This window comes from Arthrobacter sp. ZGTC131 (assembly GCF_002929275.1).
Classification (GTDB): Bacteria; Actinomycetota; Actinomycetes; order Actinomycetales; family Micrococcaceae; genus Arthrobacter.
Genome location: NZ_PJIK01000013.1, coordinates 17,326 through 33,549 on the forward strand (window position 1 = coordinate 17,326; position 16,224 = coordinate 33,549).

The following is a 16,224-nucleotide window of genomic DNA, read 5'->3' on the forward strand; positions in this document are numbered from 1 at the left end:
CGGTGATGCAATCCCCCCTCCCCGTGCGCGACGGCGTGAACGCCACCCGCCTGCGCCTCCCGGACGAGGGCCCCTGGACCACCGCGATGGACTACATGATGCACCGCTGGGGGCACATCGACCCGCAGGGCATCGAGGACCGGTTCGACGCCGGCGAGATCGTGGGCGAGGGCGGCATCCCCCTGGACCGGCGCACCAGGCTCGAGGACCACACCTTCATCTGGTACTACCGCACGCTCCCGCCGGAGACCCGCCTGCCCGTGGAGCTGAACATCCTGCACCAGGACGATCACATCCTGGTGGTGGACAAGCCGCACTTCCTGCCCACAACCCCGGGCGGCACGTACATCCAGGAATCGGCGCTGGTGCGGCTCCGGAACCAGCTGAACCTCCCGGATCTCATACCGATGCACCGGCTGGACCGCATGACCGCCGGCATCCTCCTCCTCTCCACCAACCCGGAAACTCGAGGCAGGTACCAGGTGCTCTTCGAGAAGCGCCTGGTGCAGAAAGAGTACGAGTGCGTCGCCGCCGCCCGGCCCGCTGCCGGTCACGCCGCCGTCGACTTCCCCGTGGTGGTCCGCAACCGGATGACCAAGTCCCGCAGCTACCTGCTCGCCGAGGTGATCGACGGCGAGCCCAATGCGGAGACCCGCATCGACCTGATCAGGACGTTCGAGGCCGGAACTTCCGACGGCGGAGCTTCCGACGGCGGTCCGGCCGCCGCCGCGTCACCCGCTTCGGGTCCGCGCGGGCTGTACCGCCTCGAGCCGCATTCCGGCAAGACGCACCAGCTCAGGGTGCACATGGCCTCGCTGGGCCTGGGCATCCTGCACGACGCGTTCTACCCGGACCTGCTGGACAAGGCCCCGGACGACTACACCAAGCCGCTCCAGCTGCTGGCCCGCGGCATCCGGTTTGTCGACCCCATCACCAAGGAGCCCGTGGAGTACCGCAGCCGGCTTGAGCTGAGCGAAGTCCGCTGACACCGGCGGCACCGGGGCCGGACTAGCTCCGGCCCCCGCCCGTCTCACCGGCGGCGGGGTCATCGGCGGAGTGGCCAGCGGCGGCGGGCTCTGCGGCATCGCCGCCAAGGACGTCACGGAAAATGGCGGCCATCTCGGCGCTGAACAGGACGAACTCCGCCACTTCCACCCCGGGTTCCTTTGAGCGGGCGGCATACCCGCGGATGGCGTCGAGCGCCACCTGCGCAACCTGGCGGGCGTCCCAGCCGTAAACGCCGGCACCCACCGCGGGGAAGGCGACCGACCGCGCGCCGAGGCCCTCGGCGATCCGCAGGCTCTCGGTGAAGCAGGATGCCAGCAGCGCGGGGTTGGTCTGGCCGACGTGGCGGTTCGGACCCGCGGTGTGAATCACCCAGGTTGCCGGCAGCCGGAATCCCGGAGTGGCTACGGCCGCACCGACCGCAAGCCCGTTCTGCAGCTCGCCGGAGCGCAGCAGCCGGCAGGCTTCGAGCAGTTCCGGCCCCGCCGCCCGGTGGATGGCGCCGTCCACGCCGCCTCCGCCCAAGAGCGACGAATTTGCCGCGTTCACAATCGCATCCACAGGCCGCGCGGTGATGTCGCCCTGAACAATCTCGATCCTCATGCTGCCAGTGTGGCACCGCAACCCGTCCCGGCGAAGGGCTGAGCACCGTGCCGGCGCCAAGTGCGGTACGTTGTGCGAATGGACTTCGGCAACGCGGACACCTGGGGGGCCGCGATCTACTTCTGGATCATTCCGGCGGTCCTCGGCGATGCCATTTTTCCGCCCATCCCTTCGGAAATGGTCCTGATCACCGGCGGGGCACTGTCCGCGGAGGGCCGGGCCAACCTGCTCCTGATCGGCAGCCTGTCCGCCGCGGCCTCGTGGCTCGGCGACGTCATCGTGTTCCAGCTGTTCAAGCGCCGCCTCAGCCATGTCCTGGACCATTGGGCGTGGGGCCGGAAAGTCCACCGGGGCATCCACGAAGCCATCGCCAAGGCGGGCCGCTCGTCCACCTACGGGACCATCATCGGGGCCCGGTTCATTCCCGGCGGCCGGCTTGCCACCTCCGCGGCCGCCGGCATCGCCGACGTTTCCACCCGGGGCTTCAATCTTTGTGCGGGTCTGGGCGGGGTGCTCTGGGCGACCTGGCTGGTGGGACTCGGCTATTTCACCGGCTCCGCGACCGGGCTGCCGTTCTGGGCGAGCTCGCTGATCGGCCTGGGCGTGGGTCTGGTGATCGGGGCCCTAGTAGGGGTGATCGCCACGCGCCGGGGCGGGAGCCGGTCGCCCGTGGACGAGCCGGACGGCCCCGCCGAACCGCTCCGCTGAGCCGGCCGCCAACAGGCGGACCGGAAAGTCAGGCAGCAGCGGTCAGACCGGCGCCCAGCGGCCACGGCTGCGGCGGAGCACCGAAAGCGAGCCGGTCACCGCAACGCGTTCGACGGCGTCGCGCATCATCGCTGCCGATTCGCGCGCCTGGCGGTTCTCGCCGCTGTATTCCGTGGCCTCCACGAGGAACCGCAGGTTCAGTTGCGGCACGCCGCCCGCGAGTTCCAGCTGGTTGGATTCCACGTGATGGCGGGTGCCCAGGGCCTCCACCGCAGCCGCCATCACGGCCTCCGGAGGGTTGCCCGGCTTCAGCCCGGTGATCTTGAGTCTGGTCTGGAACGACGGCATCCTCCACCTTAACGTGTGCGCGAACACGCAGATAACGCCCACGGATCGTGCTTTTGAGGGCATTATCTGCCTGTTCGCGCCGTTGGGAGGAGCCTTAGATGACCGTTCGCGCGGGGTGCCGGGAGGGACGCCGGGGGAACTTCGTGGCCTGGTCAGCGAGGGCACATTCCCGCCTGAATTTGGGTGGTTGCGCTTTATCGGAGGCGAGCCTATCTTGGCAGGAAGGGGTGCCACCATGCACGAACTCTCCATCACGCAGGGCCTTGTGGACGCCGTTCTGGACCGTACAGGCGAACGGACGGTAACGGCGGTCAACCTCCGAGTCGGTGCACTCTCCGGCGTATTGCCCGACGCCATGCGCTTTTGCTTCGACGTGGTCTCCGCAGGCACGCCCCTGGCCGGGGCCCGGCTGTGGATCGACGAGCCGCAGGGGCTGGCCCGGTGCCGGACCTGCCAGGACGAATTCGAGTTGCCCGACCTGATCCTGCTTTGCCAATGCGGAAGTGCGGACGTCGAAGTTCTCCGTGGCCGCGAACTCATGCTGATGTCGGTGGAGGTGGCGTAGGAGATGTGTACAACGTGCGGTTGCGGTGATGAGTCCGGCACCCGGGTTTCGAGCCTTGAGGGAACTCACTACATGCCGGAGCATGAGCAGCTGCACGTCCACGCCGTTAACCACAGCCACCAGCACCCGCATGACCACGAGCACCCGCACGACCACGGTCCGGGCCATCACCATCAGTCCCCGCAGACGGAAACCATCTCACTGGAACAGAACCTGCTCGCCAAGAATGACCTGCTGGCGGCTCGGAACCGCGGCTGGCTCGCCGGCCGCGGTGTCCGGGCCTTCAACGTGATGAGTTCGCCCGGTGCCGGCAAGACCACCCTCCTGGTCCGCACCCTGGCGGATCTCGGCGAGCGCCTCCGCGCCGGCGTCATCGAGGGGGACCAAGAGACATCCCTGGATGCGGACCGCATCCGCGCGGTGGGCCGGCCCGTCATCCAGATCAACACCGGTGCCGGCTGCCATCTCGACGCCGACATGCTCCGGCGCGGGCTCGACGCCCTGGACCCGGAAACCGGTTCCACAGTCTTTATAGAAAACGTGGGCAACCTCGTCTGCCCCGCGCTGTTTGACCTTGGCGAAACAGCCAAGGTGGTGGTCGTTTCAGTGACGGAAGGTGATGACAAACCGCAGAAATACCCGCACATGTTCATGGCAGCCGACCTGGTGATCGTCAACAAGTCGGACCTGCTCCCCTATGTCGATTTCGACGTCGACGAGTGCCTGCGCCGCATCCGGCAGGTCAATCCGCGAGCCGATTTCGTGACAGTTTCGGCCACAACAGGCGAAGGTCTCGCCGCCTGGTATGACTGGCTCGACGGCATCACTTCCCGCTCAGACACATCCCGGTCAGACACCTTGACTGATTCGCTGACAGACGCCCACTGAGCCCCCGCGTGGGCCACCGAAAGAGGCAACAATGCCTACTGAAACATCCCTCAAGGCCGAAGAAGCCCTCATCCACGTGCTGTGGATTAACGCAGGACTCAGTTGCGACGGCGATTCGGTCGCCCTGACGGCGGCCACGCAGCCCAGCGTCGAGGAGATAGCGCTGGGCGCGCTGCCCGGCCTGCCCCGGATCGCCATGCACTGGCCCCTGATCGATTTCGAGTGCGGTCCCCAGGAAGGGGCCGACGACTTCCTGGAGTGGTTCCGCAAGGCGGACCGCGGGGAGCTGGAGCCGTTCGTCCTGGTGGTCGAGGGCTCCATCCCGAACGAAAAACTCCACGAGCCGGGCGGCTACTGGTGCGGGTTCGGCAACGACCTCGAGACCGGCCAGCCGGTGACCACGAGTGAGTGGCTGGACCGCCTGGCGCCAAAAGCCACCGCGATCATCGCCGCCGGCACCTGCGCAACGTACGGCGGCATCCACGCCATGGCGGGAAATCCGACCGGTGCCATGGGCGTCCCGGACTACCTCGGGTATGGCTGGAAGTCCAAGGCGGGCATCCCCATTGTGTGCGTCCCCGGGTGCCCCATCCAGCCGGACAACCTCTCCGAAACCATGACCTACCTGCTGTACCAGGCCACCGGCCAGGCCCCGATGATTCCGCTGGATGACAACCTGCGGCCCACCTGGCTGTTCGGCAAGACCGTCCATGAAGGCTGTGACCGGGCGGGCTACTACGAGCAGGGTGACTTCGCCACGGAGTACGGCTCTCCCAAGTGCATCGTCAAGCTCGGCTGCTGGGGCCCCGTGGTCAAGTGCAATGTGCCCAAGCGCGGCTGGATGAACGGCATCGGCGGCTGCCCGAACGTCGGAGGCATCTGCATCGGCTGCACCATGCCGGGCTTCCCGGACAAGTTCATGCCCTTCATGGATGAGCCGCCCGGCGGCAAGCTTTCCACGGGCTCCATCCGCCCCTATGGCTCCGCCATCAGGGCCCTTCGGGGCATCACCACCCACACCCTGGACCAGGAGCCAAAGTGGCGCCGGCCCGGACGCGAGCTCCTTACCGGCGCCCAGCGCACCTGGTAACCCCCCACTTCCAGACAGGCGAAGCACAATGACCTCCACGATTCCAATGAATTCCGGGAGCGGAACGGGCAACAACAACCTGGTGGAGATGAACTGGGACCCCATCACGAGGATCGTCGGCAGCCTCGGCATCTACACCAAGATCGATTTCGAGAACAACCAGGTGGTGGAGTGCAAGAGCACGTCCTCGATCTTCCGCGGCTATTCCATCTTCATGAAGGGCAAGGACCCGCGGGACGCCCACTTCATCACCAGCCGCATCTGCGGAATCTGCGGCGACAACCACGCCACCTGCTCCTGCTACACGCAAAACATGGCGTACGGCGTGAAGCCGCCGAACCTGGGCGAGTGGATTGTGAACCTCGGCGAAGCCGCCGAGTACATGTTCGACCACAACATCTTCCAGGAAAACCTCGTCGGTGTGGACTACTGCGAAAAGATGGTGTCCGAAACCAACCCCGGCGTCCTGGCCAAGGCGGAAAACACCCGGGCTCCCCATGAAGGCGACCACGGCTACCGCACGATCGCGGACATCATGCGCTCGCTGAACCCGTTCACCGGGGAGTTCTACCGCGAGGCGCTGCAGGTCAGCCGCCTCACCCGCGAGATGTTCTGCCTGATGGAAGGACGCCACGTCCACCCGTCCACGCTGTACCCGGGCGGCGTGGGTACGGTCGCCACCATCCAGCTGATGACGGACTACATCACCCGCCTCATGCGGTACGTCGAGTTCATGAAAAAGGTCGTTCCCATGCACGACGACCTGTTCGACTTCTTCTACGAAGCGCTGCCGGGCTACGAGCAGGTGGGCCTGCGCCGCACGCTGCTGGGCTGCTGGGGGTCGCTCCAGGACCCGGACTACTGCAACTTCGAGTACAAGGACATGACCGACTGGGGCCGGAAGATGTTTGTCACGCCGGGCGTCGTGGTGGACGGCAAACTCGTCACCACGGACCTGGTGCGGATCAACTTGGGCATCCGGATCATGCTCGGCTCCTCCTATTACGAGGACTGGGAAGACCAGGAAATGTTCGTCACCCACGATCCGCTGGGCAATCCCGTGGACCGCCGCCATCCCTGGAACCAGCACACCAACCCCAGGCCGCAGAAGCGGGACCTCTCGGAGAAGTACAGCTGGGTCATGTCCCCCCGCTGGTTCGATGGCCAGGACAACCTTGCGCTGGACACCGGCGGCGGCCCGCTGGCCCGGCTCTGGGCCACGGCGCTCGCCGGCCTCGTGGACATCGGCTACATCAAGGCCACGGGGAGGAGCGTCCAGATCAACCTGCCCAAGACGGCGCTGAAGGGACCGGTGTCCTTCGAGTGGAACATCCCGCAGTGGAGCAACACCCTGGAGCGGAACCGGGCCCGCACGTACTTCCAGGCCTACGCGGCCGCGGCGGCGCTGCACTTCGCGGAAAAGGCACTGGAGGAGATTCGCGCCGGCCGCACCAAGACCTGGGAAACCTTCGAGGTTCCCGAGGAGGGCATCGGTTGCGGGTTCACGGAAGCCGTGCGGGGCGTGCTGTCCCACCACATGGTGATCCGCGACGGCAAGATCGCCAACTACCACCCCTACCCGCCCACCCCGTGGAACGCCAGCCCGACGGACTCCGCCGGCGTTGCCGGACCGTACGAGGACGCCGTGCAGGGGCAGCCGATTTTTGAGGAGAATGACCGCGAGCACTTCAAAGGCATCGACATCATGCGCACCGTCCGCAGCTTTGACCCTTGCCTCCCCTGCGGTGTTCACATGTATCTGGGCAACGGCCAGACGCTGGAGAAGCTGCACTCCCCGACCCAGACGCTGACCGGCGAGTAACAGCAATGGAAGGCGGTGACCGGCCGCTGCAGACCGGCGACCGGATCGGCACTCTCCTCGACGCCCTCGGGGCAGGCGGGGCGGTGGCCCGCGGCCGGGCCGAGGACCTCGTCCGGCAGGTCACGGACCTTTACGGCGCCGGCCTGCAGCGGATCCTGGAGATCCTGCATGACCAGGGCAAGCTCGACGACGCCACGCTGGCGGCGCTGACCGCCGATGACCTCGTGTCCGGCCTGCTGGTGGTGCACGGGCTGCATCCGCTCTCCGTCGAGGCGCGCGTCGTCGCTGCGCTGGACAGCGTCCGTCCCTATCTGGGATCTCACGGTGGCAACGTCGAGCTGATGGACATCAGCGCGGAGGGCGTGGTCCGGCTGAAGCTGCTCGGCACCTGCCAGGGGTGCCCGTCGTCGTCCGTCACACTGAAGTTCGCCGTCGAGGAGGCGATTGAATCGGCGGCACCGGAGGTAACCGCGATCGAAGTCGTCGAAGAGGAAAAACAGGCCGCCACTCCTGCCCTGATCCCGGTGGACGCGCTGCTGGTCCGGGTCAATCATCCTGCGGAGGGGGCGGCGCCCGCAGATGCCTGGCACGAAATGAGCGGCGGCACCTGGGAGCCGGTGCCGGAGATCGCCGGGCTCGAACCTGGCGACGTCGCCGGTTTCCTCGTCGCCGGCTACGCGGTGCTGGCCTGCCGGACCGGGCAGGACGTCTATGCCTACCGCGACTACTGCCCGCGCTGCACCGGCTCCATGGCGGGCGCCACACTGCAGCGGGCACTCGCGGCCCCGGCCGGCGGAGGCCTGCTGTGCTGCCCCACCTGCCGCGGCCACTTCGACGTGCGGCAAGCCGGGTCCTGCCTTGAAGACAGGAACCTCCACCTGGATCCGCTGCCACTCCTGGTCCGCGGTGGCGTGATGTCCGTGGCCGTGCCCCTGCCGCAGGACGGGGCGGCTGACACGAACGGGGCCGCCGACATGAACAGGACGGCTGACGCGAACCGGGCGGCCGACATGAACAGGGCCCTGACATGAACCCAGCGCCCGGAACCGGTGACGCCGGGACCGGCCTGCCGGTAGCCCTGCTCCGCAGGATCGCCACCAGCCGGCCGGCGCCGGTGGCCGGCGAGCGCTGCGAGATGTGCGGCGAACCCATTGCGGACCAGCACCAGCACGTGGTGGACCTGGAGAGCCACGCCATGATGTGCACCTGCCGCCCCTGCTACCTCCTCTTCACCGACAGCGCAGCCCACCTCCGGTACCGCGCCGTGCCGGACCGGTACCTGTCCTTTCCGGACTTTGAACTGGGTCCCGGCCAGTGGGATGAGCTGGAGATTCCCGTCGGCTTGGCGTTCTTCTTCCGCAGCTCCAAGCTCGACCGGACGGTCGCCTTCTACCCCGGACCCGCCGGCGCGACGGAGTCGGAACTGCCCCTGGAGGCGTGGGGCGCCGTGCTGGCCCGCAACCCCGCCCTGGGAATGGCGGTGCCGGACACCGAGGCGCTGCTGATCCGCGGCCCGGGGCCGGACCGGGCCCAGGCCGACTGCCACCTCGTCCCGGTGGACGCCTGCTACGAACTCGTGGGGCAGCTGCGCCGCCTCTGGCGGGGGTTCGACGGCGGGCAGGAGGCCCGCGAACAGCTCGCCGCGTTCTTCGACCGCGTCCGCAGCCGCAGCAAACCGGTTCGCGAGGCTAACCGCAACACCCAGGCGGGTGGCCCGCCGTGACTGAGCTGACCTTCGCCGTCGTCGATATCCGGCCGGAGCCCTACGCAGCGGCCCCGCAGCTGACCGCCCGGCTGCGGGTGACCGAGGCCACCGGAGCCGTGGTTCACGCCATCGCCCTGCGCTGCCAGGTCCGCATTCTCCCCCAGCGCCGCGGCTACGCGGCCGAGGAGGAAACCGGACTGCTGGACCTCTTCGGCGACCGCGGCCGCTGGCCCACGACCCTCAAGTCGTTTCTCTGGATGCAGTGCAGCACCATGGTGCAGGGATTCACCGGGAGCACCGAAGTTGACCTGCCGCTGCCCTGCACCTTTGACTTCGACGTGGCGGCAGCCAAATACCTGCATGCCCTGCGCGACGGCGAGATCCCGCTGGAGCTGCTGTTCTCCGGCACGGTCTTCACCAAGGGCGAGGCGGGCTTCGGCGTGGAGCAGGTGCCCTGGGACCTCGAGGCCACCTACCGGCTTCCGGTGGCGGCCTGGCACCGGCTGATGGACCAGTACTTCCCCAATGCGGGCTGGATACGCCTGGACAGGGACGTCCTCGCGGCGTTGTCGCACTATAAATCGGCACGGGGCCTGACGTCCTGGGAAGCTGCCGTGGAGGCCCTGCTGGCCAAAGCGGCTGCCGGCGTGAGCGGAGACCAGCTCCGATGAACATGAGCCTGAGCCTCGCCCGCGCCGTCGCTGATGCCGTCCTCTACGAGGGCTATCTGCTGTACCCGTACCGCGCATCGTCGCAGAAGAACCAGGCACGCTGGCAGTTCGGCATCCTCGGACCGCCCGGTGCCGCGGATGCCGGCGCGGGCGAAGAACCGGCCATGTTCGCCGACTGCCTGCTGGCCCCGGGGCCGCAGGCCGAGGTGGAGGTCCATCTGCGCTTCCTGCAGCTTCAGTCGCGCAGCGCTGTAGAAGCGGACGACGGCGGCGGGTTCAGCCCGGTGGCTGAGCTCACCATCGGCGCCACTCGCTGGCTGAGCTGGGACGAGGCGGTCGGGGAGGAAGTCACCCTGGGACCGTTTTCCGTGGCACAGCTCAGGGAAGGCGGGCAGGTCCTGCCGGTGGCGGTTCCCGCGGGACTGGACGTTGAGGAACTCACTGACGGCAGCGGCCGCGTGGCGGGCCGGCTGGTGCGCCGGCGCCAGGCCCTTCGCGGGGAAGTCCGGCTGGCCGTTGCCGCCCTGACGGACGGGCTGCTGCGGCTGAGAGTGTCTGCGGCCAACACCGCCCCGGCGGTTGCGGTCGCCGACGGCAGGCCGGGTGCCATCGCGGCGTCCTTCATCGGCGCCCACCTGTTGCTGAGCCTGCGGGACGGCGATTTCGTCTCACTGCTTGAACCGCCCGACTGGGCCCAGGCGGCCGCGCGGTCCTGCTCCCAGCACCGCTGCTGGCCCGTACTGGCGGGCCCCGAGGGACAAACGGACGTGCTGCTGGTCTCGCCCATCATTCTGTACGACCACCCCGCTGTGGCGCCGGAGAGTTCGGTGGCGCTGTACGACTCCACGGAAATCGACGAGATCCTCACCCTGCGCGTGCTCACGCTGACCGACGAGGAAAAGGCGGAAGCACGCGCCACCGACCCGCGCGCGGCGGCGATAATCGACCGCTGCGAAGCGATGTCCGCGGAAGAACTGCAGCAGCTTCACGGGATCCTGCGCAACCCCCATGCTCTCGTGGGCCCGCCGGAGTTGGACTGGCCTACGGCCATCACTTCCGACGGCGGCGGGTCAGCGGACACCGCTACCGTCGCTTCAGCGGGCGGCAGCGTCGAGGACCGGCCCTGGTGGGATCCCGAAGCGGATGCCAGCGTCCAGCCGGACACGGACGCCGTCCTCATTAACGGCGTCCCGGTGGCGCGCGGCAGCCGCGTCCGCGTGAATCCCAGCCGGCGGGCTGATGCGCAGGATCTGTTTTTCGCAGGTCAGACCGGACGCGTCACGAGCGTCCATTTCGACGTCGACGGCAGCACCCATGTTGGGCTGGTGCTCGAACAGGACCCGGCCGCGGACCTCCACGAGGGCTACGGCAGGTCCTTCTACTACGCGCCCGAGGAACTGGAACCGCTCGAACCGATGCGGCCAGCAGCCAGTCCCGGGCTTCGGGAGGGAAAGGAAGATCCCCAATGAAAACTATAGGAACGGCGACCGTTACGGTGATGGCGGCGATGGCGCTCTGGGCTGTCTACACCGGGATCCGTGCGGTCCCGGATATCCGGCGCTACCTGAAGATCAGGAAGATGTGACCCCCGGCGACCGGCCCCGTCCAGCTTCCTCCGGGCCTTCCCCCACGGAATTCCCGGGGAACGCAGTCCGCGTCCTCGTGGCGGGCGTGGGCAACCTGTTCCTGCGCGACGACGGGTTCGGCCCGGAGGTCGCAGGGCGGCTGGCGGCGGAGGCAGTCCCGGCGGGGCGCGACGTCCGGGTTGTGGACTACGGTATCCGCGGCATGCATCTGGCCTACGACCTCCTCGGCGGTGTGGATGTCTTGGTGATCGTGGATGCCGTGCCGCCGGACGCACCAGGGAAAGCGGTCCCCGGAAGTCTCCGGGTGATGCGTGTCCGCAGCGAGGATCTGCACGGCGCCGCGTCCCTGGATCCCCACGGCATGGACCCGGCGGCGGTGCTGGGCCGGCTGCGCTCGCTGGGCGGCGAACTGCCCCTCACGTACGTGGTGGGCTGCGTGCCTGCCGACGTGACCGAAGGCATCGGTCTCTCCGCCCCGGTAGCCGCCGCAGTCCCGGAGGCGATCGCCGTCGTCGGCTCACTCTTGGAACAACACGTCCCCATCACCCCTTAAGGCGGTACCGTCCATGTGCCTCGGAATACCCGGCCAGGTCATCGAGCTCGTCGAGGGCTACGGCGGCCAGCTCGCCCTCGTCGATGTGGCGGGAGTGGCCCGGAAAATCAACATCGGCCTGCTCGACGACGGCCCGCCGGAGCCCGGCAGCTGGGTCCTCATCCACATGGGTTTCGCCCTGGAGCGGGTGGACGCAGCAGGGGCCGAGCAGGCTATGGGCGGCCTGGAACTGATGGGCCGTGCGAGAGAACCTGAAAGCGGGGCCGCCCAGGAGTCCCGCTGACAACCAGCCACAACAATCACAGCGAGGAGAGCAGGATGCCATCTACTGACCAGCCCCGTCCAGACGAACCGACGACGGGCACAGCCCCGGGCACGGCGCGTACCTTCGGCAGCGAACCGCCCCTGAAAGAGCCGGCACACCCCGGCCGGGACGAAACCCCCGAGGACGCTGCTCAGGCGCCGCCGGACGTTGGCGAGAGCACCACGCGCCGGGGCGAGGACGTCATCAAGCAGGAAGGCAAGGAGCCCGGACGCGAGGACACCGGAACCGATGCCGGGCCTGTTGAACGCCCCACGGGTGAATCGTCGCCCCGCGATGCCTCCGGCATCCAAACACCCGAGGATCCGGACACTGCGGCTCCGCAATCGCCGTAGCGCCTGCCGAATCAGCGTCCAAGCGCGATTGCCGCGCCACGGTGTTCAACGCCGCTGTTGGCAATCTTGAGGTGGCGCGCCGTAAAGTGCTTGAGCTGCTGCACCTGCTGCGGTGTGAGGCGGTCGCACACCCAGTCCCAGTGGAGGGACACGACGTCGCCCACGGCCAGGTCCGCCACGAAGCCCGTTCCGTTGACGGCGTACTTGGCCGATTCCGCCACGGGCTCGCCGACCCCCAGCGACGTGCCGTCCCACACCAGCGGCCGGGAAAGCACCACGGCCTCATCGCCCGTGATGGCCAACACCTGGCCCCACCGGATCCGGCACCGGTCCAGCACGTTCAACGCCGTGGCGTGCCGGCGTTCGTCGCGGAGCAGGCCCAGCCAAGGATAGATCTCGAAGACATGGAAACTGTGGTGCGGGACCCCTCCCGCCAGCACTCCCTCCACCAGATGCGGGAACTGCCGGCCGGTGCGGGCCCGGAACCGGTCCTCCATGGAGTTGCCGATGTTGGTGATGCCCACGGAGTCCAGCAGGCTGTTCCCTACCCAGTACGCCTCGACCACCCGGGCATCAAGAGGATCGGAGATGCCGTGCGAGCCGGCGATGAGTTCCAGATAGGGCCATGCTCCGGCAAAGCCCCGGGCCAGCTCGCGGAGTCCCTGATCCGTGACGCCGGACTGGCCGTAGTGGAGGAGGGCGTCGCTGTCCGGAGGCCCGCAGCTGCCGCGGGAATTCGGCGGATAGGCGTAGCGGACAAACAACTGGGCACCATCGATAACCATCACGTGGCCACCTTCTGCAAGCGTCCTCTGAAAGTAGCACCGGGGTGTGTCAGCGACAAGGGCGGTACCGCCGGACGAATGCGTTGACAGCCCTGCCCTTGAAGCGGATGCTGTGAAGAACCGACGCGCAGGAGGTCAGACTATGGGAGTCTCCAATCTGAACCGGCGCACTGCCCTCCACGTGCTGGTGGCGGGAGGTTCCGCGGCCTTCCTCGCCGGATGCGGCGCATCCGGCTCCGCACCGCCGTCGTCCCCGTCCGGCAGCAGCAGCCCCGGGACGCAAAGCATCCGTATCACCGACCAGCGCGGAAAAACGGTCACCTTCACCCGGCCCGTCACCCGGGTGGTGACCATTCCCATGCCGGCGGCGTCGCTGCTTGTCGCCGTCGACAGGACCGCAGACCATCTCGCCGCCATGCACAATGTGTCGTGGGTGGCCATGCGCGACGGCATCATGGGCACCATGTTTCCCCGGGCGCTGAGCGTCCCGCATGAAATAGCCACCCAGGACTTCACGGCGAACGTTGAGAGCGTGCGCGCCTTAAATCCCGACGTCGTGATCCAGTGGTCGGACGAGCAACTGATTGAACCGCTGGAAAAGGCAGGCCTTCAGGTGATCGGCCTGAAAAACACGGGCCGGCAGGAGGACGTGGACGCCTGGGTGACCATGTTCGCCGCCATGCTCGGCAAGCCCGCGCGGGCAACGGAGATCAAGGCGCGAAGTGACTCGGAACTGGCGGCGGTCAAGGCCCAGGCGGCCGGCCGCAGTGCCGATGGTCCCAGCATTCTCTACTTCAACCGCTTTACCGGCGGGCTCAAGGTTGCCGCAACGAACAGCTATAACGACTTCTACATCAAGCTAATAGGCGGTACCAACCCTGCCACCGGCAAGGATCCGCTGCCGGGACCGGGGATGGTGGGGCTCGACGTGGAGCAGGTCCTGAGCTGGGACCCCGAGGTCATCCTGCTGGGCAATTTCGATTTCGCCATGCCCCAGGATCTCTACTCGGATCCTGTATGGCAGAACGTATCCGCGGTGCGGTCCCACCGGGTGTACAAGGTGCCGCTCGGCGGATACCGCTGGGATCCGCCCGGGCAGGAGTCGCCGCTCATGTGGCACTGGCTGGCCGATATCGCCTTCCCCCAGCAGCAGTCGCCCCTGCGCGGCAAGGTCACTGAGTATTTCCGGTTCCTCTACAACCACGAGCTCACGGCAGTCGAGCTGGACAAGATTCTCTGGACCGCAGCGAACGGCGGCTCCGCTCATTATCAACAATTCAATGCTGGATGAGGCCAGGACCCCGGGCTTGAAAACCCCCCGCGCGCGGGCCGGGCGGAAGGCGTCCGTCCCGCGGCCGCGCGACCGGCGGCGCGAACCCGCCATCTTCGTTCCCATCGGGCTCACTGCCGTGTTGCTGATTGCCGCTGCACTCGTGGCGCTGGCGGTGGGCCGGTACAGCGTGCCGCTCTGGCATGTTGTGCAGATCCTGACGGCCCAGCTCATCCCCTTCCCCGTCGACGCCAGCGCCACCGAACAGAACGTGGTGCTGCTGGTCCGCCTGCCCCGGATCCTGCTCGCCCTGCTGGTGGGCGGCGGCCTGGCTATCGGCGGCGCCGCCCTTCAGGCCGTCTTCCGCAATCCGCTGGTCAGCCCGGACATCATCGGGGTTTCCGCGGGTGCGTCCTTCGGCGGAGCGCTGGCCCTGCTGCTCGGCCTTGGCTCGGTCCTCCTGGTCACTGGCTCGTTTGTGTTTGGCCTGGTGGCCCTCGGCACCCTGTTCCTGATCACCTCGGGCCGCTCGGGAACGCCCATGCTCATGATCGTGCTCGGCGGAGTGGTGACGGGCTCGTTCTTCTCAGCCCTGGTCGCGCTGGTCACCTATCTCGCGGACCCCAACACCACGCTGCCGGCCATCGTCTTCTGGCTGCTCGGCAGCGTGTCCACGGCCACCTTCACCAAAGTGATCGTCGCGCTCATCCCAATCCTCGGCGGCGCCGTGGTGCTGCTGGCCCTGCGCTGGCGCATCAATGTCCTCTCCCTGGGCGACGACGACGCCGCCGCACTCGGCGTGCAGCCCCGCCCGCTGCGCTGGGTGGTGCTCGTCGCGGTGGCGCTGATCGTGGCCGGCGCGGTCGCGGTCAGCGGCGCAGTCAGCTGGGTGGGGCTCGTGGTCCCGCATCTGGCCCGGATGTGGGTGGGGCCGGAGCACCGGGTGCTGCTGCCGGTGTCCTTCCTGCTCGGCGGAGCCTACATAGTGCTGGTGGACACAGTTGCCCGCACCGCCACCGCTGGCGAGATTCCGTTGGGCGTCCTCACCGCACTGATCGGCGCCCCGGTATTCTTCCTGCTCCTGCGGCGGAACCGGGAGAGGATCTGGGAAAATGCTTGAGCTCGACGGCGTGGGCTTCGGCTACACCTTGGAGAACTGGGTCTTCCGCGGCGTCAGCTTCCGCGTTCCCCCGGGCACCGCCACTGCCGTGCTGGGGCCCAACGGCAGCGGCAAGACAACGCTGGTACGCTGCGCTGCCGGGCTGCTGGCGCCCGGGGAAGGGACTATCCGGCGGACCGAAAGCGCGGGGTACGTGCCTCAGGCCCACGGCAGTGCCTTCGCCTACAGCGCGGTGGACATGGTCCTGATGGGGCGCGCGCGGCACGTGGGTGTCTTCCGGACACCGGGATCGGCGGACCGCGCCGCTGCCGCGGACGCCATGGACAGGGTAGGTGCCGCAGGGCTGCGAGACCGGCTTTTCCCCACGCTGAGCGGCGGCGAGCAGCAGCTGATCCTGATCGCCCGGGCCATCGCGGCCGGATCCCCTGTCCTGGTGCTGGACGAGCCCGCCACGGGCCTCGACCTGAAAAACCAGGTGCGGGTCCTGACGCTCCTGCGCGAACTGATGGCGGACGGAATGGCCCTGCTGCTGAGCACCCACCAGCCCGACCACGCCCTGCACCTTGCCGACCGCGTGGTCCTGCTGGGCCGGACCGGCGCGCGGACCGGCCCGGCCGCGGAACTGCTCACCGAAACCGAGCTTTCCGGCCTCTACGGCGTACCGGTCAGCACGGTCTCCTATTCCGACGACGGCACGCGCCGGCGGACCATCGTGGTGCACTACGGCGGCCCAAAGGCGGAGCACTCCGGTTGAACCTCACGGCCACGACCCTCTCTCACTTCCTGCCGCCTAAACGCACACCCTCTCCCACTTCCCGTCGCGTAAACACCAACGCTCTCTCAGCGCG

The 16,224-nt window shown here is 67.9% G+C and carries 19 protein-coding genes; 16 read left to right on the forward strand and 3 right to left on the reverse strand.

The genetic code is table 11. From position 1 onward, the window contains the following. Positions 1-5: 5 nt before the first annotated feature. Complete coding sequence (locus CXQ90_RS15785; RefSeq protein ID WP_104140330.1) at positions 6-986, forward strand: pseudouridine synthase; 981 nt, start codon at positions 6-8, stop codon at positions 984-986. A 22-nt stretch (positions 987-1,008) separates the two neighbouring features. Here CXQ90_RS15785 and CXQ90_RS15790 read toward each other — a convergent pair whose 3' ends face one another. Then, positions 1,009-1,608: an O-acetyl-ADP-ribose deacetylase gene (locus CXQ90_RS15790; protein WP_104140331.1), complete on the reverse strand. Its 600-nt coding sequence runs from the start codon at positions 1,606-1,608 to the stop codon at positions 1,009-1,011. Positions 1,609-1,686: 78 nt separating this feature from the next. On the opposite strand from CXQ90_RS15790, the gene CXQ90_RS15795 reads away from it, so the two are divergent. Then, positions 1,687-2,316 carry a DedA family protein gene (locus CXQ90_RS15795; RefSeq protein WP_104140332.1) on the forward strand — a complete coding sequence of 210 codons (630 nt, stop codon included), beginning with the start codon at positions 1,687-1,689 and terminating at the stop codon, positions 2,314-2,316. A 42-nt stretch (positions 2,317-2,358) separates the two neighbouring features. Here the strand turns inward: CXQ90_RS15795 and CXQ90_RS15800 are convergent, their stop codons facing one another. Beyond that, a complete protein-coding gene (locus CXQ90_RS15800) occupies positions 2,359-2,664 on the reverse strand; it encodes a hypothetical protein (RefSeq protein ID WP_104140333.1) in 306 nt (101 codons plus the stop codon). Positions 2,665-2,899: 235 nt separating this feature from the next. On the opposite strand from CXQ90_RS15800, the gene CXQ90_RS15805 reads away from it, so the two are divergent. From CXQ90_RS15805 to CXQ90_RS15855, 11 genes are all read left to right on the forward strand, one after another. Continuing rightward, positions 2,900-3,229: a hydrogenase maturation nickel metallochaperone HypA gene (locus CXQ90_RS15805; protein WP_104140334.1), complete on the forward strand. Its 330-nt coding sequence runs from the start codon at positions 2,900-2,902 to the stop codon at positions 3,227-3,229. Between the two features lie 72 nt (positions 3,230-3,301). Continuing rightward, a complete protein-coding gene (gene hypB, locus CXQ90_RS15810) occupies positions 3,302-4,117 on the forward strand; it encodes a hydrogenase nickel incorporation protein HypB (protein WP_258064556.1) in 816 nt (271 codons plus the stop codon). A gap of 31 nt (positions 4,118-4,148) precedes the next feature. Next, the gene (locus CXQ90_RS15815) at positions 4,149-5,207 is read left to right on the forward strand and encodes a hydrogenase expression protein HypE (RefSeq protein WP_104140336.1); all 1,059 of its coding nucleotides are present in this window, start codon (positions 4,149-4,151) and stop codon (positions 5,205-5,207) included. 28 nt (positions 5,208-5,235) lie between these two features. Further along, the gene (locus CXQ90_RS15820; RefSeq protein WP_104140337.1) at positions 5,236-7,029 is read left to right on the forward strand and encodes a nickel-dependent hydrogenase large subunit; all 1,794 of its coding nucleotides are present in this window, start codon (positions 5,236-5,238) and stop codon (positions 7,027-7,029) included. A 5-nt stretch (positions 7,030-7,034) separates the two neighbouring features. Then, entirely contained in the window at positions 7,035-8,060 is a 1,026-nt protein-coding gene (locus CXQ90_RS15825; protein WP_104140338.1) for a NifU family protein, read from the forward strand. Further along, complete coding sequence (locus CXQ90_RS15830) at positions 8,057-8,752, forward strand: DUF5947 family protein (protein ID WP_104140339.1); 696 nt, start codon at positions 8,057-8,059, stop codon at positions 8,750-8,752. The genes CXQ90_RS15825 and CXQ90_RS15830 overlap by 4 nt, the downstream gene beginning before the upstream one ends. Beyond that, positions 8,749-9,405: a DUF6084 family protein gene (locus CXQ90_RS15835; protein WP_104140340.1), complete on the forward strand. Its 657-nt coding sequence runs from the start codon at positions 8,749-8,751 to the stop codon at positions 9,403-9,405. Before CXQ90_RS15830 ends, CXQ90_RS15835 begins: the two co-directional genes overlap by 4 nt. Beyond that, positions 9,402-10,874 (forward strand): hypothetical protein, encoded by a 1,473-nt coding sequence (locus CXQ90_RS15840; protein WP_104140341.1) that lies wholly within the window; start codon positions 9,402-9,404, stop codon positions 10,872-10,874. Before CXQ90_RS15835 ends, CXQ90_RS15840 begins: the two co-directional genes overlap by 4 nt. A 112-nt stretch (positions 10,875-10,986) precedes the next feature. Continuing rightward, positions 10,987-11,544: a hydrogenase maturation protease gene (locus tag CXQ90_RS15845; protein ID WP_104140342.1), complete on the forward strand. Its 558-nt coding sequence runs from the start codon at positions 10,987-10,989 to the stop codon at positions 11,542-11,544. A 13-nt stretch (positions 11,545-11,557) separates the two neighbouring features. Next, positions 11,558-11,827, forward strand: coding sequence for a HypC/HybG/HupF family hydrogenase formation chaperone (locus tag CXQ90_RS15850; protein WP_104140343.1), 270 nt, complete (start codon positions 11,558-11,560; stop codon positions 11,825-11,827). Between the two features lie 35 nt (positions 11,828-11,862). Further along, positions 11,863-12,201, forward strand: coding sequence for a hypothetical protein (locus CXQ90_RS15855; protein ID WP_104140344.1), 339 nt, complete (start codon positions 11,863-11,865; stop codon positions 12,199-12,201). Between the two features lie 11 nt (positions 12,202-12,212). On the opposite strand, the gene CXQ90_RS15860 is transcribed toward CXQ90_RS15855, so the two are convergent. Beyond that, a complete protein-coding gene (locus CXQ90_RS15860) occupies positions 12,213-12,986 on the reverse strand; it encodes a DUF6390 family protein (protein WP_104140345.1) in 774 nt (257 codons plus the stop codon). A 142-nt stretch (positions 12,987-13,128) separates the two neighbouring features. On the opposite strand from CXQ90_RS15860, the gene CXQ90_RS15865 reads away from it, so the two are divergent. From CXQ90_RS15865 to CXQ90_RS15875, 3 genes are read left to right on the forward strand one after another with little or no spacing between them, the layout of a single operon-like run. Continuing rightward, positions 13,129-14,277, forward strand: coding sequence for an ABC transporter substrate-binding protein (locus CXQ90_RS15865; RefSeq protein WP_104140346.1), 1,149 nt, complete (start codon positions 13,129-13,131; stop codon positions 14,275-14,277). Between the two features lie 16 nt (positions 14,278-14,293). Continuing rightward, positions 14,294-15,376 carry an iron ABC transporter permease gene (locus CXQ90_RS15870; RefSeq protein ID WP_258064557.1) on the forward strand — a complete coding sequence of 361 codons (1,083 nt, stop codon included), beginning with the start codon at positions 14,294-14,296 and terminating at the stop codon, positions 15,374-15,376. Further along, the gene (locus tag CXQ90_RS15875) at positions 15,369-16,130 is read left to right on the forward strand and encodes an ABC transporter ATP-binding protein (RefSeq protein ID WP_104140348.1); all 762 of its coding nucleotides are present in this window, start codon (positions 15,369-15,371) and stop codon (positions 16,128-16,130) included. The genes CXQ90_RS15870 and CXQ90_RS15875 overlap by 8 nt, the downstream gene beginning before the upstream one ends. Positions 16,131-16,224 lie beyond the last annotated feature (94 nt).